Annotated in this window: 22 protein-coding genes and 1 tRNA gene; 10 read left to right on the top strand and 13 right to left on the bottom strand. The window is 65.5% G+C overall.

Translation table 11 applies throughout. The features are described from left to right. A partial coding sequence (locus tag RT697_RS07415) for a recombination-associated protein RdgC (protein ID WP_313697795.1) occupies positions 1-460 on the top strand: 460 nt, incomplete at its 5' end. Between the two features lie 52 nt (positions 461-512). On the opposite strand, the gene RT697_RS07410 is transcribed toward RT697_RS07415, so the two are convergent. The 5 genes from RT697_RS07410 to RT697_RS07390 all read right to left on the bottom strand — a co-directional run bounded on the left by RT697_RS07410 (position 513) and on the right by RT697_RS07390 (position 4,601). Continuing rightward, the gene (locus tag RT697_RS07410) at positions 513-1,973 is read right to left on the bottom strand and encodes a diguanylate cyclase (protein WP_313697793.1); all 1,461 of its coding nucleotides are present in this window, start codon (positions 1,971-1,973) and stop codon (positions 513-515) included. Positions 1,974-2,098: 125 nt separating this feature from the next. Next, on the bottom strand, positions 2,099-3,391 hold the full coding sequence (locus RT697_RS07405; protein ID WP_312429644.1) for an aspartate carbamoyltransferase: 1,293 nt from the start codon (positions 3,389-3,391) through the stop codon (positions 2,099-2,101). A 99-nt stretch (positions 3,392-3,490) separates the two neighbouring features. Continuing rightward, the gene (locus RT697_RS07400; RefSeq protein WP_313697791.1) at positions 3,491-3,901 is read right to left on the bottom strand and encodes a hypothetical protein; all 411 of its coding nucleotides are present in this window, start codon (positions 3,899-3,901) and stop codon (positions 3,491-3,493) included. A 3-nt stretch (positions 3,902-3,904) separates the two neighbouring features. Then, positions 3,905-4,336 carry a BPTD_2524 family lipoprotein gene (locus RT697_RS07395; RefSeq protein ID WP_313697790.1) on the bottom strand — a complete coding sequence of 144 codons (432 nt, stop codon included), beginning with the start codon at positions 4,334-4,336 and terminating at the stop codon, positions 3,905-3,907. 130 nt (positions 4,337-4,466) lie between these two features. After that, complete coding sequence (locus RT697_RS07390) at positions 4,467-4,601, bottom strand: entericidin A/B family lipoprotein (protein ID WP_105241420.1); 135 nt, start codon at positions 4,599-4,601, stop codon at positions 4,467-4,469. Between the two features lie 268 nt (positions 4,602-4,869). On the opposite strand from RT697_RS07390, the gene RT697_RS07385 reads away from it, so the two are divergent. Together RT697_RS07385 and RT697_RS07380 are read left to right on the top strand one after the other, a co-directional pair. Further along, positions 4,870-5,229, top strand: a complete 360-nt coding sequence (locus tag RT697_RS07385) for a hypothetical protein (RefSeq protein WP_313697789.1) — start codon at positions 4,870-4,872, stop codon at positions 5,227-5,229. 64 nt (positions 5,230-5,293) lie between these two features. Beyond that, positions 5,294-5,698 carry a hypothetical protein gene (locus tag RT697_RS07380; protein ID WP_313697788.1) on the top strand — a complete coding sequence of 135 codons (405 nt, stop codon included), beginning with the start codon at positions 5,294-5,296 and terminating at the stop codon, positions 5,696-5,698. 103 nt (positions 5,699-5,801) lie between these two features. On the opposite strand, the gene RT697_RS07375 is transcribed toward RT697_RS07380, so the two are convergent. The 4 genes from RT697_RS07375 to RT697_RS07360 form a co-directional block, all read right to left on the bottom strand. After that, positions 5,802-7,097 carry a TIGR03862 family flavoprotein gene (locus RT697_RS07375; RefSeq protein WP_313697787.1) on the bottom strand — a complete coding sequence of 432 codons (1,296 nt, stop codon included), beginning with the start codon at positions 7,095-7,097 and terminating at the stop codon, positions 5,802-5,804. 284 nt (positions 7,098-7,381) lie between these two features. After that, complete coding sequence (locus RT697_RS07370) at positions 7,382-7,726, bottom strand: hypothetical protein (RefSeq protein ID WP_313697785.1); 345 nt, start codon at positions 7,724-7,726, stop codon at positions 7,382-7,384. 225 nt (positions 7,727-7,951) lie between these two features. Continuing rightward, positions 7,952-8,028, bottom strand: a tRNA-Met gene (locus RT697_RS07365). Positions 8,029-8,048: 20 nt separating this feature from the next. Then, the gene (locus RT697_RS07360) at positions 8,049-8,429 is read right to left on the bottom strand and encodes a hypothetical protein (RefSeq protein WP_313697784.1); all 381 of its coding nucleotides are present in this window, start codon (positions 8,427-8,429) and stop codon (positions 8,049-8,051) included. Between the two features lie 169 nt (positions 8,430-8,598). On the opposite strand from RT697_RS07360, the gene RT697_RS07355 reads away from it, so the two are divergent. Both RT697_RS07355 and RT697_RS07350 read left to right on the top strand, forming a co-directional pair. Next, the gene (locus RT697_RS07355; RefSeq protein ID WP_313697782.1) at positions 8,599-10,038 is read left to right on the top strand and encodes a PLP-dependent aminotransferase family protein; all 1,440 of its coding nucleotides are present in this window, start codon (positions 8,599-8,601) and stop codon (positions 10,036-10,038) included. After that, positions 10,035-10,598: a DedA family protein gene (locus RT697_RS07350; protein WP_313697780.1), complete on the top strand. Its 564-nt coding sequence runs from the start codon at positions 10,035-10,037 to the stop codon at positions 10,596-10,598. Before RT697_RS07355 ends, RT697_RS07350 begins: the two co-directional genes overlap by 4 nt. A 12-nt stretch (positions 10,599-10,610) precedes the next feature. On the opposite strand, the gene RT697_RS07345 is transcribed toward RT697_RS07350, so the two are convergent. Continuing rightward, positions 10,611-10,865 carry a hypothetical protein gene (locus tag RT697_RS07345; protein ID WP_313697778.1) on the bottom strand — a complete coding sequence of 85 codons (255 nt, stop codon included), beginning with the start codon at positions 10,863-10,865 and terminating at the stop codon, positions 10,611-10,613. Positions 10,866-11,067: 202 nt separating this feature from the next. Continuing rightward, positions 11,068-11,313 (bottom strand): hypothetical protein, encoded by a 246-nt coding sequence (locus RT697_RS07340; protein WP_105237997.1) that lies wholly within the window; start codon positions 11,311-11,313, stop codon positions 11,068-11,070. Positions 11,314-11,563: 250 nt separating this feature from the next. Between RT697_RS07340 and RT697_RS07335 the strand changes: the two genes are divergently transcribed. The 5 genes from RT697_RS07335 to RT697_RS07315 all read left to right on the top strand — a co-directional run bounded on the left by RT697_RS07335 (position 11,564) and on the right by RT697_RS07315 (position 15,248). Beyond that, positions 11,564-12,169 (top strand): hypothetical protein, encoded by a 606-nt coding sequence (locus RT697_RS07335; RefSeq protein ID WP_313697776.1) that lies wholly within the window; start codon positions 11,564-11,566, stop codon positions 12,167-12,169. A 79-nt stretch (positions 12,170-12,248) separates the two neighbouring features. Continuing rightward, on the top strand, positions 12,249-12,707 hold the full coding sequence (locus RT697_RS07330) for an Lrp/AsnC family transcriptional regulator (RefSeq protein WP_175124655.1): 459 nt from the start codon (positions 12,249-12,251) through the stop codon (positions 12,705-12,707). A gap of 82 nt (positions 12,708-12,789) precedes the next feature. Next, positions 12,790-13,098 carry a hypothetical protein gene (locus RT697_RS07325; RefSeq protein ID WP_313697774.1) on the top strand — a complete coding sequence of 103 codons (309 nt, stop codon included), beginning with the start codon at positions 12,790-12,792 and terminating at the stop codon, positions 13,096-13,098. Positions 13,099-13,116: 18 nt separating this feature from the next. Continuing rightward, the gene (gene pdxA / locus RT697_RS07320; protein WP_313697773.1) at positions 13,117-14,097 is read left to right on the top strand and encodes a 4-hydroxythreonine-4-phosphate dehydrogenase PdxA; all 981 of its coding nucleotides are present in this window, start codon (positions 13,117-13,119) and stop codon (positions 14,095-14,097) included. A gap of 173 nt (positions 14,098-14,270) precedes the next feature. Next, positions 14,271-15,248 (top strand): bile acid:sodium symporter family protein, encoded by a 978-nt coding sequence (locus tag RT697_RS07315; protein WP_313697772.1) that lies wholly within the window; start codon positions 14,271-14,273, stop codon positions 15,246-15,248. A gap of 73 nt (positions 15,249-15,321) precedes the next feature. On the opposite strand, the gene RT697_RS07310 is transcribed toward RT697_RS07315, so the two are convergent. Beyond that, positions 15,322-16,704 carry a replicative DNA helicase gene (locus RT697_RS07310; RefSeq protein WP_175138791.1) on the bottom strand — a complete coding sequence of 461 codons (1,383 nt, stop codon included), beginning with the start codon at positions 16,702-16,704 and terminating at the stop codon, positions 15,322-15,324. Then, on the bottom strand, positions 16,701-17,540 hold the full coding sequence (locus RT697_RS07305) for an RIO1 family regulatory kinase/ATPase (protein ID WP_313697771.1): 840 nt from the start codon (positions 17,538-17,540) through the stop codon (positions 16,701-16,703). Before RT697_RS07305 ends, RT697_RS07310 begins: the two co-directional genes overlap by 4 nt. Positions 17,541-17,588 lie beyond the last annotated feature (48 nt).

Raw genomic sequence — 17,588 nt, 5'->3', positions numbered from 1 at the left:
CATCGGCCTGCTGGCCAAGTGCGTCGATCCCTTCCCGCTGGAAAACCTGTACGTCGCCCAGTCGCCCGCCTCCGCCATGACCGGCTGGCTGGCCGAGGACGAGGCGCCCAGCAACTTCACCATCGACCAGGACACCGAGCTGCGCTCGTCCGGCGAAAGCGGCGCGGCCATCCGCTACGTGAAGCACTCCATCGACGCCGACGACGTGCGCCGCCACATCCAGTCCGGCAAGCAGTGCACCCGGCTGGCCATGACCTGGGCCGACCGCGTGTCGTTCGTCCTGACCGAAGGCCTGGACGTCAAGCGCGTGGCGCCCCTGGACGTGCTGAAGGAAGGCAACGAAGGCGTCGCCGCGAACGACGACGAGAAGTTCGATTCCGACATGATGCTGATGACCGGCGAACTGGCCAAGATGATGGCCGAGCTGGTCGAGGCGCTGGGCGGCGAAAAGAAGATCTAAGCCTTCTTACCCCCGCCCACGGCAAGGGCCGCTCTTTTGGAGCGGCCCTTTTTCATGCCGCGACGCTGCGGTCGCGGCCGGCCTGCTTGGCCCTGTACAGGGCCTTGTCGGCGCGATCGATCAGGTACGCGTAGTCGGGATGGCCGTCGAAGGTCGCCACGCCGATGCTGGCCGTCACCTGCAGTTCGCCGGCCTCGGCAATCATGAAGCGGTGCCGGCGGATCTCGGCGTTGAGTTTTTCGGCTGCGGCCAGCGCGGCGCCGGGCCCCGTGTCCACCAGCACGACCAGAAACTCCTCGCCGCCATAGCGGAACACGAAGTCGCTGGAACGACAGGTCTGGTGGACGACCTCGGCGAACTGGCGCAGGATCTGGTCGCCGCCCGCGTGGCCATGCGCATCGTTGATGGCCTTGAAGTGATCGATGTCCAACAGCAGCACCGAAAAGCTCGACCGTTGGCGCTGCGCCAGCGATATCTCGCGTCCGATGACGGACGGCAGGAAACGCCGGTTCAGCACGTTGGTGAGCGGATCGCTGCCGCTTTCGATCTCGGCCACCATATCGAAAAGGCCGTTGAGCAGGTGCTTGATGCGCGCCGCCAGCTCCTGCAGTTCACGTACCTGGTTGGGCAGCGATTCGGGCGCCTGATTGGCGCTTTGCATCATTTGCGGCAGCACCGTGTCATCCAGACGCGCCACCGCCTCCGTGATCTGGCGCAGCGCCGGCGCGCTTTCAAAGAGCACCGCGCCCTTGTGCTGCAGCCACAGGCCAAACTCCGAGGCCGCCAGCCGCGGCAGCGCCTGCTCCGGCGTCCGGTAGTGCAGGCCGATCAGCACGGCCTGACTCCACTCCAGCAACGCGGCGCGTTGGCGCTCGCGCTCGGTCGAGATGTTCTGCCCCAACGCGAACAGGCGATAGGCCTCGTCGTTGCGCGCGCCCCGATTGACGTCGCGCATGAACGCGCGGCTCATCTGCTCGATCGCCAGATCGAACAGATTGCACACGTATTGCGTGGCCACCGACGCCGCCATGCCATCCAGGCCGCTTGCGCGCAGCCGCTGCGCGATTTCGTTCTTCAGGATGCGGGCGCCGGCCATCACCAGATGGATCGGAATGTGGACGCGCGCATGCACCTCGCCCACCTTTTTCTGCGTGGCCAGCAGCACGTCGATGTCACCCTGCTCGCGCACGCAGAGCAGGTCCTTCAACCAGTGCATCATGCCGCGGTGCAGGCGGGTCGACACGATTTCGTGCGATAGCCGCGGGCCCGCTTCGGCATCGGCGAGCAACGTGGAATAGAAGGCATCGACCAGCTGCGTGGCGTGGTCGGACACCACCGCCGCAACCTGGCCGCGCGTATCGGCGTCCACTGATTGATAGACCGCTTCCCAGGCCTGCGCATTGGATGCGCTCAGGTAGCAATCGTGGCCGCTGACCGCATTGGGGGCGGCCGCGTTTGCGGTGGCCGCCAATGCGGTGGCCGCAGGGGGAACACCGGTACTGCTCGAAGACATAAGCTCATCCGCCCAAGAACGGCGCGCGCGCCTGGCTGCGGCACGCGCCCGAAAAACCAGCGCGGATTATGCTTGAATTCTCCGTGGCGGGGCCGCTTTCGCGGGCCCGCCACGCAGCGATGCGGTCAATCGAGGCCGTGGAAGACCGAATCGTCGGGACCGACATGCGACGGATGCTGCCACGTCACATCGCGCAGCGAATGCTGCACCAGGCCTTCCACGCCCAGCAGCACCGCGAAGATCGCCATGCGGATGGGGATGCCATTGTCGGTCTGACGGAAGATGGCCAAACGCGGATCGTGGTTGAGGTCCACGCTGAGATCGTTGGCGCCCGGACGGCTGTCGCGCGGCAGCGGGTGCATCACGATGGTCTCGGGGCTGCAGTAGGCGTCGATGATGGCGCGGTTGACCTGGAAGTCCGGCGTGTAGCCTTCGTTCTCTTCGTTGGCGAAGCGCTCCTTCTGCACGCGCGTCGCGTAGATGACATCGGCGCCCGCCAGGCCTTCGGCCAGCGAGGACTTCTGTTCGATGATGTTGCCGTTGCGGCTGGCCTGCTCGACGATGTAGGTCGGCATCTCCAGGCCCTTGGGCGAGATCAGCGAGAACTTCACGTTCTTGTACAGAGCCATCAGCTTGATGAGCGAATGCACGGTGCGGCCGTATTTCAGGTCGCCGACCATCGCGATGTGCGCGCCGTCCAGCAACTTACCCAGGCGCGAGAACTCGGTCAGGATGGTGTACAGGTCCAGCAGCGCCTGGCTGGGGTGTTCGCCCGGGCCGTCGCCGCCGTTGACCACAGGGATGTTCGTCGCGCGGGCAAATTCCGCGACCGAGCCTTGATCGGGATGGCGGATGACCATCGCGTCGACATAGCCGCTCATGACGCGGCTGGTGTCATAGATGGATTCGCCCTTGGCCATCGACGAGAACGTGAAGCCGGTCGTGTCGCACACTGAGCCGCCCAGGCGGCAGAAGGCGGAACCGAAGCTGACGCGGGTGCGGGTGCTGGCTTCAAAGAACAGGTTGCCCAGCACGGCGCCTTCCAGCACGCGCGACACCTTCTGACGGCGCGCGATGGGCTGCATCATGTCGGCCACGCGGAACAGGTCTTCGACGGAGTCGCGCGTGAACTGATCCACCGACAGAAGCTGGTTCTTGCCTTCAAGGGCGATGCGATCACGCAGCGGGCCGTCTTGTACGCTTTGCGTATATTTTTCGAGCAAGACACCGTTTTGCACGATTTCGCTGACGAAGCGCTGCACCACTTCAGGCATCGCGCGGAATTCCTGCGACCCTTCCGGCAGGAGCCAGGTGTCAAGTGCGCGGCGTTTGACGCCGATGCGTGTGGCGAATACGTCGCGGGTGAGGTTGAGGCGGCGCATGGCGTCGCGCAGAAAGGCTTGCTGGGAGATGCTCATGACGGGCCCCAAAAAGAGGATTTATATACGCAGTGCGCATATTATTCCGACCATTCACTCAAGTCCAATATTTTTGCGCATACGGGTTTACCCGCAATTTTATCGCTGCGCGTAGGCCGCCGCCTGCGGCGTCAAGGTGTCGGCCTGCCCGGCCGCGAACCAGCACGCTGCGCAGAAGGCCAGCATGCTGGCCAGGTAGCAAATAAGCGCAAGCAATTGTGCGGGCCAATGGCCGCGCGTCAGATGACCGTTGTAGCCTTGCCGCAACAGGCTGACCTGAGCCAGGTATGCAAACGCCACGCCCAGACCCGCCATCACCAGGCCGGCCAGGAAAAACAGCAGGGGGATCTGCAGATCCGGCGCGGCAATGTCGGGCCCCAGGATGCCCAGGGTGAATCCGACCAGGATCAGGGCCGCGCCGCCGTTCAACCACCCCAGAAATCGGAACGCGCCGGCCAGCAGCGCGAACGACGTGCCGTTTGCGCGGATCTGCTGGGCGCGGGGGTCCATGGATCAGTCGCCGGTGGCGCTGCGGCAGATGGGCGTCGCGCTCTGTATCGACTTGCGTGCCGCCGCGAGCTCGGCCTCGTCCCAGCGTCCTTCGCCCAGAACCGTCACGGTTACCTTGGAGGTGGCGGGACCGTCGGCCTCCGCGGAAATCAGCTCAAGGACGGCCGCGGGCTGCCCGACCTTGTAGAGCTTGATTTCGTCCGGCGCGCCTTTCTCGCCAAGGGTATGACGCCAGGCATAGGACACGCCATAAGGATGTTTGACCTGCGTGTGGCACGTGCGCACGTATTCGCCGGCCCGGCGAAACGCCGCCTGATAGTTGGCGTCGACGCTGAAAGTTTCCTTCTTTGCGGTTTCCGACTCGTAGACCCCGGTGCTGGCGCATCCGGCCAACGTGGCCGCCAACGTGACAGCTACCCATACAGACTTGCGCATGATTCTTCCCGCCATTGCTATTCGGACTTCCGCGATTATGCCAGCGGCTGCAAAAAGGCCACGCGGGAAATGTCTATTTCGACATTCCCGCGTGGCCTTGCGCCGTCATGACGGCAAAGGGCCTGTCGCCCTACCGCTTCTCAGCGGCCCCTTCGATCTTTTCCCCGCCCCGCTGGATATCTTTACCGGCCCCGGCGACGGTGTTGCAGCCCGCCGTCAGCGCAGCAATCGAAAGCATCATGACGAGAAAGACTTTGTTCTTCATAAACATCTCCTGTCTGGGCATGGGAAAAACCGAATCCAGCATACCTTAAAGGCCCCAATTTGCGCGAGAGCGGGCAGACCGGCGTCGCGCCCGCACCGCACGCACTACTTAAGAGGGATTGCGGAGAACCCGGGATCGGCTTTGGCAGCACAAGCGGGTCACGTGTAACAACGCCGAAAAGAAACCGTCACCACCCTTACGCGCCGGTGACATTTGCGACGCATTCTCGCCTGTCGCGTATTTGCCGCCAATGGATTAGGATGCGCACATGACGAAGAAACAAGCATCACAAACCGCTGGCGCCGGCCCGCAAGGCTGGGGCTGGGAAAAGCCGCAGTGCCGCGGACAGGCTGCGCTGGCGTTGTTCATCGACGACCTGCACCGCATTCTGCAGGCTCATGCCGCGGGCAAGCTGGCTGACAGCAGCACGCTGGCGGACGCGCAGGCGCAGGTCAATGAATTGCTGGCGCGGTACAACGAGATTTCTGCCGCACCGGATATATTTCTGGGGCAGTCAGTCGAACTCAAAGAAGGCATCGACCGCAGCGGCGTAGCGCATACGGTGCCGATTTTTTCGCCGCGCCTGAAGCAGTCGCTGGTGTCGATGCTGGGACAAGGTCCGGGATGACAACCCGGCAAGCAGCCCGGCTGGCGATCGAAGAGTACAGCCCCCAAAGGAAGGAGACTACAAGATGAGCACGGACAACGTTGTTGAGTTTCTCCGCCTGCTGTCCCTGGACGTTACGCTGGGCACCGCTGCCCAACACGCCGCAAGCCAGGCCGACGCGCCGCTGGCCCTGGCCCGCCTGGCAACCTCACACGGCCTGCCGTGCAACGCGTCGGATTGGTCTTCCTTCGCGCGCAACTGCCTGGACAACCTCGACCTGACCGAGGGCGACACAGGCATGGCGAACGCAACGATCTGGCAACTGGTGCAGGACCCCGCCCTCGGAACCACCATTCCCGCCAGCGCCATCACTCGGGTGATCGGCATCATCTCGCAGCCCGAAGGCGAACCGCCCGTGGTCGGTCACGTCGTCAGCGATCTGGCGCCCCGCGCACCGATGAGCCTGGCGCCGCACACGACGGGTTCCTGATCTTCCATGTGCCCGCAGTTCACGCGGTTCGTTCAGCGCCGCGGATGCGGGGGCTGCCGGATCAACGCCATCCCTGCAGGGCTGTAAATTCCGGCCGGACCGTTCAGGTCTGCCCCTTCAGGAAATCAATCACGCCAGCCGCGCCGGATGCGCCGCTGGCCATGCAGGCCGTCAGCAGGTAGCCGCCCGTCGGCGCCTCCCAGTCCAGCATTTCTCCCACACAGAAAACGCCAGGCATGGCCTTGAGCATAAGCCCGACAGTCAGCCCTTCGAAGGCCACGCCGCCCGCCGTGCTGATCGCTTCGTCGATCGGGCGTGCTCGCCGCAGCGTCAGCGGCAATGCTTTGATCCGCTGTCCCAGGCGCTCCAGGTCTTTGAAATCTTCGGCGCTGGCGCATTCCCGCAGCAAGCCCGCTTTCACGCCTGTCAGTCCCAGCCGGCTCTGCAGGTGGCTCGACATGGAGCGGGCGCCACGCGGATGCGTTACCGCTGCCATCACCTTCTCGTGCGGCCAATCCGGCGCAAGATCCAGCATGGCCACCACGCAGCCGTCGGCCTCGATCCGATCGCGCAGGATCGCGGACAAGGCATAAACAAGGCTGCCTTCGATGCCGGTCTCGGAAATGACGAATTCGCCCTGGCGGGCGGGTCCACCGCAGGCCATGGACACGGACTTGACCGGCTGGCCAGCATGGCGGCTGCGGAAGTGATCGGACCAATCCACGTCGAACCCGCAATTGGCGGGCCGCAATGGAGCTATCGGCACACCGTGCGCCTGCAGCTCGGGAACCCAGGCGCCATCGGATCCCAGCTTGGCCCAACTGCCGCCGCCCAGCGCCAGCACGATGGCATCGGCGGCATGGTGCGCTTCACCGTCGGGCGTCGCAAAGCGCAGCGAGTGCAGGCCTGTCGAACCCAAACCGGGCGAATCCACGCGGGGCGAATCCACGCCGGGCAAAGCTACGTCAAGCTTGTCGCCTCGCCAGCCGAGCCAGCGGTGCCTCATGTGAAAACGGACGCCCTGTCCGCGCAATCGTGCAAGCCATGCCCGCAGCAGGGGCGCCGCCTTCATCTCCTGCGGGAACACGCGGCCCGACGAGCCCACGAACGTCTGAATGCCCAACGCATGGGCCCAATCGCGCAAACCGGCGCCGTCCATTGTCTGCAGCCACGGCTGAACGAACGGAGCGCGGTCGCCAAAACGGGCAAGGAAAGGCTCGGCGGGTTCGCTGTGCGTCAGATTCAGCCCGCCCCGCCCCGCCATCAGGAACTTGCGACCCACCGAAGGCATGGCATCGAATACGTCCACCTGCGCCCCGGCTTCGCTCAACCGTTCCGCCGCCATGAGACCGGCGGGGCCGCCCCCAATGACGGCAACGCGTTTGGCGGACAGGCTCATGGCGCCGTCGCCTTCATGACAAGACGCGGGAGGGAAAAAGCGGAACGCATGCGGGAGGAGAAAGGACGAACGGGCGGCGGGCCACGGGACGCAGATTGTCTCACGGCCGCACGGCACTCCGGCACGAACGCGCGTCGAGACGGCAGCGAAAGGCCCGCGCCGGCCATTTCTTGACCGCAGGCGACAAGCCTATGTTTTTGCTGGGGAAATTCGATATACGCAGCAGCTATCCCAAGGGTTTTCCACAATCCCTGTGGGTAACTGCCACGTACTGAGGGATGATGTCAGGCGCGGTCGGCCGCCTGCATGGGGCCGGACCATGGCTCGGCATCGAGCTGGAAACGCAGTTCCTGGTATTCGCCGTCGACCGCAACGGTGCGCAGCAGGCCGGCATCGAGCGCCTGTCCAAGCGCGCGGCGGCAGAGGGTTTCGGGATCGTCCGGCAGCGACTGGAACACGCCGTCGGGGATGCGCAGCCTCAGCAAGGCGGAGGGATCGTCGCGATCGGCAGGACGGCCGATATGGATGTGGGCGGGATACCCGTGCGGGCACCAGATGCCCACGTGGTATTTGCCCTCAGCGCCCGTATCAGCAACGTAGCCGGGATGATCGTATTTTGCGGTTCCCATGGACACTCCTTCTGTGCGGCAATGTAGCGCGCGTGGCCCATGGTAGCGCAGGGTTGCGGCCGTGTGCGGCCGCGGATACCCGGGAAACTCCGGACGCGACCCGGGCATGACCCAGCGCAATCGCCAGACGAAAAAAAGCCGCGACAGTGTCGCGGCCTTTTTTTCTGCGGTCTTGCCGGGTGCATTTGAAACGCGCCGCTGGTAAGACCGGGTACTGCTTGAAACTGGTTGCGGGGGCAGGATTTGAACCTACGACCTTCGGGTTATGAGCCCGACGAGCTGCCAGACTGCTCCACCCCGCGTCTGATGTGTGAATCATACATCATTTTGAAATCTTGTGCAGCGCACCCACGCGAATGTTTCCGTTTTTCGACAGAAATCGATGAAAAAAACGGGCTGCGCCGCGCAGGATTGTGTCCATTCGAGTGGCGGAATCCAGGCATATCAGCTGCGCACCGCCCAGTGCGGTGACGCGCACCGGTCCGCCGTACGACACGCCGTGGACCTCGCCCGCGTTGAGGCGGGCCGGTACGACGCGATGCAAGCCGCCTGCGGCTTCCAGGCCGTTTGCGGCCTCTTCGACGCGCACGCTGCCTTCCACGCAGACGAGGGCGGCGCCTGCGCGTAGAACGAATATCCGGCTGGCGCCGGCGGGAAGATCCAGGCGCAGGCCTGGCGAGGCGGGGTCGGAATGCGGGGTCATGATGGTCTCCAGAAGGACCATCACAGGCTACGCGCGCCCTGCTTTGCGCAACAGCCACACAAAACGGCTTTCTGTACCGATGCAGAGGGTCGATTTTGCGGCTGTTATGGTGTACTTTGCCTCCATCTGTGCCTACCCACCGTCCAACCCCGGGGAGCAAGATCGGCGCATGGAACCTCAACCGCTGTACCTACGCCTGGCCAATCACTACCGGCGCGCCATTCAGACGGGCGTGCTGGCTCCGGCCCAGCGCATGCCCTCGGTTCGCACGCTGGTGCGCACCCATCACGTCAGCCTGTCGACAGCGCTGCAGGCCTGCCGCCAGCTTGAGGACGATGGCCTGATCGAGGCCCGCCCCCGTTCCGGCTATTTCGTCCTGAAGCCCCGGCGCAACAGCATTCCGCCCGTGGGCGAGCCCGACATTCGCCAGACCCTCGGCGCGGCGCAGTATGTCGGCATCCACGACCGGGTTTCGGACTTCATCGCCAAATGCGAGGCGCACCGGGTCAGCGCCAACTTCGCCCTGGCCGCGGCCGTACCGGAGGCCTATCCGATGGAGGCGCTGAAGCAGGCGATGACGCGCGCGCTGCGGCAGTCGCCCGAAGTGCTGGTCAGCCCGGTGCCGCCGCAAGGACATCCCGAACTGCGCGGGGTGCTGGCGCGCCGCGCGCTGGCCAATGGCATCAACGCCACGCCGGACGACGTCATCGTCACGCACGGCTGCATCGAGGCCCTGAATCTGGCGCTACGCGCCGTGGCCCGGCCTGGCGACACCATTGCCGTGGAATCGCCCGCCTACTTCGGTCTGCTGCAGATCCTGGAAAGCCTGGGCATGCGCGCCCTCGAGATCCCCACCAGCCCGCAACACGGACTGTCGATCGAAGCCCTGGACCTGGCCTTCCAGACCCACGGCAACATCCGCGCCGTGGTCGTCGTGCCGAATTTCCAGAATCCGCTCGGTTGCGTCATGCCTGATGCGCACAAGGCGCGGCTCGTGGCGCTGTGCGAGCGCCAGCAGGTGCCGCTCATCGAAGACGACACGTACGGTGCGCTGACCGACGACGACACGCCGCTGGCCGCGGCGAAGTCCTGGGACGCGACAGGCAACGTCATCTATTGCTCGTCGATGCACAAGACGCTGGCCCCCGGCATGCGGCTGGGCTGGTTGCTTGGCGGCCGGTGGAAAGCCCGGATTGCGATGCTGAAGTTCGCACAAAGCCGGCCCAACGAACCGCTGGCGCAGATCGCAGTGGCGGAGTACATGGGCTCGCGCGCCTACGATCGCCATCTGGCCCGGCTGCGGCGAGAACTGAAGACGCAGCGAGACCTGACCGCCGAGGCCATCGCCGCGCATTTTCCACGGGGCACGCGGCTGAGCGTGCCGCAAGGCGGCATGCTGCTCTGGATGGAAATGCCCGAGGGCGTGTCGGGCATGGACGTCTTCGAGGCGGGACTGCGGCAAGGGATACGCGTGGCGCCCGGCGCGATGTTCTCGAATGGCGCCCGCTATAACCACTTCCTGCGCATCAGCTGCGGACAACGCATCACGCCGGAGATCTCGCACGCACTGGTGACGCTCGCACGCATCGTGGAAGAAAAAACAGGATGAACGCGGAACTGCATCAATTCATCGCGGACTATGGCCTGTGGGCCGTGCTGGGCGGGACCTTCCTGGAAGGCGAAAGCGTGGTGGTGTTTGCGGGATTTTTGGCGCATCAGGGGTTGTTCCACCTGCCCTACGTCATGCTCTGCGCGTTCGCCGGTTCGTTCATGGCGGATCAGCTGCTGTTCCTGCTGGGCCGCCGCTACCGCGAACATCGCTACGTGCAGCGCATCCGCGCAAAGCCCGCGTTCGGCAAGGCGCTGGCGGCCATCGACCGATATCCCAACGGATTCATCCTGGCCCTGCGCTTTCTGTATGGTTTGCGGACCGTTGGGCCTGTTGCGCTGGGCGTGTCCACGGTGCCGGCCACGCGCTATTTCGTGCTGAACGCCATCGCCGCCATGATCTGGGCGGTCTGCTTCAGTGTGCTGGGATTTGTGTTCGGCCGGACGATCGAGGCACTGCTGGGACGCCTGCACGGCGTGGAGACCAAGCTGGCCGTTGCGGTAGCGCTCGGCGTGCTGGTGTGGCTGGCCTATCAGGTCTACGCGCGCCGGCGCAAATAGCGGCGGGCGCGTTCAGAACACCAGTTTGCCGTTTGCGCGCTGCACATGGCGGCGGCGCGCATTGCGGTACAGGGTGCCGATGATCGGCAGCTTTGCAAGGCGGCGCAGGATCGGGTGACGCTGATCGAAGTCGTGCCAGGCCTTGAAGCCGTGGCCCATGCGCTCCCAGCTCTCCCTCGCCTCGGGGGAAAGTTTGCCGGGGTCAAATGCCGCCAGCTTTGCCGCTTCCGAAACGCGCGCCGCGAGGGCGTGGGTCCGGCCTTCCAATGAATACTGATTCCGCATGGGGCCGCATATTACCCGGGCTTGGCCTGGCGCGGCGGCGGGCCGGTTGCGCGTCGCTTCAGCGCAATGGAGCCCCTTTTGACCGCCTCGCGCAAGCCGTTGTATTTGAAGGAGTTTGTGGATCTATGCCCGCACTATCCCAAGGCTTGTCCACAGAACCTGTGGGTAACTGCCGCCAGCCGCATCACTTCAGGGCGGTCAGAACCATGTCCCGCACGCTTTCGAATCCCGCGACGTATTGCGGATTCTCGGAACGCGCCAGCAGGCCGGAGTAGTTCTGCTCCAGTTGCGCCTCGATGGCCTCGCGCAGGCCCGGCGAATTCTTCGCCAGATGCAGCATCGAGAGCAGCGCGGTATTGAGCGCGTCGATGCGGCCGCCCTGGTGCGAGATGGTGTGCACGACAACGGCGATCTGTTCCTGGATGTCCATGATGTAAGCCTCCTGGCAATGAAATCTGGCGCGAATCCTAGCATGGCGATTCGGCGCGGCCGGCTGAGGTGCGGCCGGCATAGGCGTGGCCGGCCTAGGCGCGGCCGGCCTGGCAGCAAGCGGCGCGCCTGCCCCGCCACGGCTAGGCAAGCGCCGGGCTCGGCGCTAGCATGAAGCGTAGCCGCAAGAGGCCCCGCGGCGCACGCCGCCGGCGCGGTCTCCGGGCGCCCGGCACAACCGGAGCGCGCACATGAAAACGATCCAGAGTTACGTCCCGCCAAGCCCCCAGTCGCTGCAACGGCTACAGGACAGGCTGGGCTATCCCGACAGCAGGATGGCCGAGCTGGCGGGGCTGGACGCCTCGACACCGTGGCCCAGTTATGTGGGCGGTCCCGAACCTCGCACGCTCGGCCGGCAGCGGCTGTTCTACATGATGGCCCGCCTGACGCTGGAAGAGCCGGAATGGCAGCGCGTGCTGGCCGCCATGCGCGAAGCCGGCGCGCACTTCGACTGCCAGGATCCGCACGGCGATGGCGCGCCCCCGCCGCCCGAACCGATGGCGGACGAAGAGCGCAAATTCGGCATGCTGCTGGTCAGCCGCAATGGCTCATTCCACGAGATGGAGCAGCTGCGCGAGTTTGCGCATTTTGCGCACGAATCGGACGTCAGCCGCTTCGTGCACAGCGCCTTCTATGACAGCGACATCGATCTGTGCCGCTTCAGTTTTGCGGACCACGACGGCCTGGACGCCGCAAGCCGGGACCGCATCTTCGATGCCGCGCACAAGACCATCACGCGCTTCGAGTTCGACGGCCGCATCTATCACGGGGGCATTCCGCCCGAGTCCGACGGCTAGCGGCAACGCATTGACGGGGGCAGGCTGGCGCCTGTACCGTCGCCACTTCGCCTTCCTGCTCAACGCCTTCGCCTACCGCATGAACGAACGACTCGACGCCATCGACCGGCAACTGCTGAGCCTCTTGCAGGCCAATGCGCGCGAACCCGCCGCCATCCTGGCGCGCAAGCTGGGGCTTGCACGCACGACGGTCGTGGCGCGCATCGCGCGGCTGGAGCGCGAGAGCATCGTGTCCGGCTACGGCGTGCGCCTGGGCCGGTTGCTGGAAGAGGCGGCGGTGCGCGCATATTGCTTCATCAGCGTGCTGCCCAAGACGCCGGCCGCCGTCATCCGCGAACTGGAGAGGATGCCGGAGGTCGAGGAAGTGTCTTCGGTCAGCGGGCCCTACGACTACCTGATCTTCCTGCGCTGCGAGACCCACGAACAGCTGGACGCGCTGCTCGACCGCATCGGCCTCATCGACGGCGTCAAGCAGACGCAGACCTCGATCGTGCTCAGCCGCAAGGTGGACCGGCGCAGCGCGGTCGCCGCGCCCTGATCCACGCCTGCTCCCGGGCCTGTCTTTCCGGTGGGCGCAACATGGTGGTGTAATGGGGCCTGTCGCGAATCCTGGATTTTTCATGCTTGCTCGCCTTGCCCCTGCCGCCGCCCTCCTCGTCCTGTTGACCGCGTGTTCCAGCATGAGCGAGGTCACGTCCGTCAATAAGGACCAATACAGCGTCACCTACAGCTCCGGCACGCAGTTGCTGAGCTGGGTCGAGATCAAGAACCAGGCCTTGCAGCGCGCCGACCAGCACTGCCAGTCGCTTGGCCGCAAGCTGGTCAAGCCCAGCGTGACCTCCAACCGCGCCACCGGCCTGGGTTCCAAGCGCGCTACCGTCACGTTCGAATGCGCGCCCATCGATCCCCCCAAGAACACCGCGCAGTAAGCGCCGACGGCCACCATCGTGAACACTCTCCTGCCCGTGGGCATCACCATGGGCGATGCCGCCGGCATCGGTCCCGAAATCGTCGTCAAGGCCTGTGCGCAGGGACTGAGCGCGCCCTGTGTGGTGTATGGCGATGCTGGCGCGCTGCGCCGCGCGGCAATGCAATTGGGCGCCCGCCTGGATATCACCGAGATCGCGGACATCAGCCGGGCCCGGCCGGATGCGCCCGGGATCCAGGTCGTGGCCTGCAGCCCTGCCCTGCCCGCCGATCTGCCGCTGGGAAAGGTCAGCGCCCTGGCGGGCCGCGCTGCCTACGATTACGTGTGCGCCGCCATCGACGATGCGCTTGCCGGACACATCCGCGCCATCGTGACCGCCCCGTTGAACAAGAAGTCCATGCACGAGGCCGGCATTGAATATCCGGGCCATACCGAAATCCTCGCGGACCGCTCCGGGACGCAGGACTTCGCGATGATGCTGGCCAACGACGAACTGCGCGTGCTGCTGGTGACCATCCACGTCGCGCTGGCCGACGTCATGGCGCGCATCACGCCACAAGCCGAGTTGACCGCGATGCGGCTAGCGGACCGCGCCTGCCGCCAGATGGGCATCGCGACGCCGCGCGTCGCCGTCGCCGGACTGAATCCGCATGCGGGCGAAGGCGGCAAGTTCGGCCGCGAAGACATGGACATCATCGAACCGGCCATCGCCGCCGCCCGCGCGGAAGGCATCGATGCCAGCGGCCCCTGGCCGGGCGACACCATCTTCATGCGCGCCCGCCGCGGCGAATTCGACATCGTGGTGGCGCAATACCATGACCAGGGCCTCATCCCGGTGAAGTATCTGGGCGTGGACCACGGCGTGAACGTCACCGTCGGCCTGCCGTTCGTGCGCACCAGCGTGGACCACGGCACCGCATTCGACATCGCCGGCCAGGGCGTGGCCGACCACGCATCGCTGGTGACGGCGTTCGATCTGGCGCTGGCGATGACGCCCTGAGCGCCTGGCTGAACGCCTGACTGAGCGGCGAGGAGCACCCGAAAGACCCGCAGACTGCCTCAGCACGCAGACGCTTGCGGCCCGCGGGCGAAGAGCCTGCGCCGGTGCGGGTCTACAATACGCCCCGTTTCCGGCGCCCCGCGCCGCCGCTTTCCCGTTCTTCCTCCCATCCCATGTCCCGCCTCGTTCGACTTCTGCCCGACCGCTTCACCCTCTACCTGATCTGCACCGTCATCATCGCCAGCTTCCTGCCCGCCCACGGGCAAGGCGTGGTGGTGTTCGGCTGGATCACCAACGTGGCCGTCGGCCTGCTGTTCTTCCTGCACGGGGCGCGCCTTTCGCGCGAGGCCATCATCGCCGGCCTCACGCACTGGAAGCTGCACCTGACCATCTTCTCGGCCACGTTCCTGATGTTCCCGCTGCTGGGGCTGGCGCTTCAGCCGGTGCTGGAGCCGCTGGTCACCCCCGAGCTTTACCTGGGCATCCTGTTCCTGTGCTGCCTGCCGGCCACCGTGCAGTCGGCCATCGCCTTCACCTCGATGGCGCGCGGCAACGTCCCCGCTGCTGTGTGCAGCGCCTCGGCTTCCAGTCTGCTGGGCATCTTCCTCACGCCCCTGCTGGTCGGCACGGTCGTGGCCAACGCCGGCAGCGCGCCGATCTCGTTCGATGCGGTCGGCAAGATCATGCTGCAACTGCTCCTGCCCTTCGTGCTGGGCCAGTTCGCGCGGCGCTGGATCGGCGCCTGGGTGCACAAGCGCAAGGCAATGCTGAAGTTCGTGGACCAGGGCTCGATCCTGCTGGTGGTGTACACGGCGTTCTCCGAGGCGATCAATGAAGGCCTGTGGAGCAGCACCCCGATCCCCGCGCTGGTTGGCCTGGTCGTGAGCTGCTGCGTGATCCTGGCGCTGGCGCTGGGCCTGTCCGCCCTGGCCGGCCGGATGTTCGGATTCAGCATCGAAGACCGCATCACGCTGCTCTTCTGCGGCTCGAAGAAAAGCCTGGCCAGCGGCATTCCGATGGCCCAGGTGCTCTTCGCCGGCCACGCCGTGGGCGCGGTGGTGCTGCCGCTGATGCTGTTCCACCAGATCCAGCTCATGGTCTGCGGCGTGCTGGCGGCTCGTTACGGCAAGCGGCCCGACGCCACGCACTGATCGGCCCCCAAAGACGAATAAAAACCGCGCTGCAGCGCGGTTTTTTATTGGGCGTGGCCGTTCGTTGCCGGGATCAGTACATGTCCCGCGGCTGCGCGCCGGAGAAGTTCAGGAAGCGCGTGCTGGAGCCCTGGAACGTCAGGCGCACCGTGCCGATCGGACCGTTACGCTGCTTGCCGATAATGATCTCGGCCGTTCCCTTGTCCGGCGAATCGGGGTTGTAGACCTCGTCGCGGTAGATGAACAGGATCACGTCCGCATCCTGTTCGATTGCGCCAGATTCGCGCAGATCGCTCATCACGGGGCGCTTGTTGGGGCGCTGTTCCAGGCTTCGGTTCAGCTGCGACAGCGCGATCAGCGGGCAGTTCAATTCCTTGGCCAGACCCTTGAGCGAGCGGCTGATTTCCGAGACTTCAGTGGCCCGGTTTTCGCCCGAACCGTTGCCCGACATGAGCTGCAGGTAGTCGATGATGATGAGGCCAAGCTGGCCGCACTGGCGCGCCAGGCGGCGCGCGCGGGCCCGTACTTCCATGGGACTGAGCGCCGGCGATTCATCGATGTAGACCTGCGCGTCCTGCATGAGCTGCACGGCGTGCGTGACGCGCGGCCAGTCTTCGGCGATCAGCTTGCCGGTACGCATGCGGTGCTGGTCCAGCAGACCCACCGAACCCAACATACGCATGGCCAGCTGCACCGCGCCCATTTCCATGGAGAACACCGCCACAGGCAGGCCCTCTTCGATGGCCACGTGCTCGCCGATGTTCATGGAGAACGACGTCTTGCCCATGGAGGGGCGGCCCGCCACGATGATGAGGTCGCCGCCCTGCATGCCGGACGTCATCTTGTCCAGGTCGGTGAAGCCCGTGGGCACGCCCGTCACGTCAGACGTGCTCTCGCGGTGGTAGAGCTCGTCGATGCGCTCGACCACCTGGGTCAGAAGCGGCTGGATCTCCTGGAAGCCGGCCGCGCCGCGCGCGCCTTCTTGGGCGATCTTGAACACCTTGGATTCGGCTTCGTCCAACAGTTGGCGCGCTTCCTTGCCCTGCGGGTTCATGGCGGCCGACGAGATTTCGTCCGCGATCGACACCAGCTTGCGCAGCATCGCGCGCTCGCGCACGATCTCGCCGTATCGGCGGATGTTGGCGGCCGACGGCGTGTTGTGCGCCAGCGCGTTCAGGTAAGCCAGGCCGCCGGACTCTTCGGCCTTGCCCGCGCTGACGAGGGACTCGTGCACGGTGATGACGTCGGCCGGGCGCGCCAGACCGATCAGGCGCGCAATGTGGTGCCAGATCAGCCGGTGGTCGTGGCGGTAGAAGTCTTCTTCGAGAAGCACGTCCGCGATGCGGTCCCAGGCGGCGTTGTCCAGCATCAGTCCGCCCAGGACCGACTGCTCGGCCTCGATGGAATGGGGGGGGACGCGCAGGTACTCGAGCTGGGAATCGGCGGGTGTGTTCATGGCTTCAATAGTAACGGCTGCAGGATATCCGCGACGCGGAAAAACCCTTGGATGTCGCGCGAGGGGAATCGGCTCAGCACGGGGCGCAGCGGCATGGCGACGGCGCACAGGACGCGCGCCAGGCGCTTCAGGCGGGCCTTGACCTCGGGGTCGGGGTTGCTCTCAAGGTACACGTCGAGCGCCAGTTTGCCGAGGGTTCTCGCGTCGCTGTCGCCCACCGTGCGCAACGACACCAGCGAGGCCAGCATCTGGAACAGGTCGTACGCCTGCGCGAGCGGACGCGACAGCGTCGCGCCAATGTTTTCTTCAAAATCGATGCGCCAGATTTCACCGTCGCGCAGCGTCAGGTTGCGGATCTGCGCGCCGCCATGCCACAAACCGCGGGCATGGAAGGCGGCCGTGTCCACGGCCGCCGCGCGCGCGAGCCACAGGCGTGAGGTGGAGTCTTCCTTGCGGATCAGATACGCCAGGTCCTGCCCGACGAATTCCAGCACGAGAAGATTCGGCTCTTGCCACCACACCTCGGGAACGCGGCAGCCGGCTTCCAGCAATTGCGAAAGGCGCTGCGCTTCGTGGGCCAGCCCGTTGCGCAACAGCACGCTGGGACGCGGAAACTCGCCCAGGAACACCTTGCAGCCGATGGCGAGGAACAACGCACGCACGTAGCGCAGCACGTAGCTCACGCCCTGCAGAAACCCGGGGCGGCGGCGCTTGATGATGCAGCGCACGCCATCGATCTTCACGTCCCGCACGGAAGGTTCAAGCGACGCATCCACGCTGTCGAGCCAGGCTCGCAGGCCGGGCGGCGCGTTGTGATGGACGGGCGGATGACTCAAGAGATCCTCTGGCATGGCAGCGTGAAACGACGGTGCGGGGCGCGCACC

Origin of the sequence: Achromobacter sp. (assembly GCF_032113835.1) — a bacterium.
In the GTDB taxonomy this organism is placed as follows: domain Bacteria; phylum Pseudomonadota; class Gammaproteobacteria; order Burkholderiales; family Burkholderiaceae_B; genus Achromobacter.
Note: the sequence above shows the minus strand (reverse complement) of the source record. Positions and strands in the feature narration are given on the sequence as shown.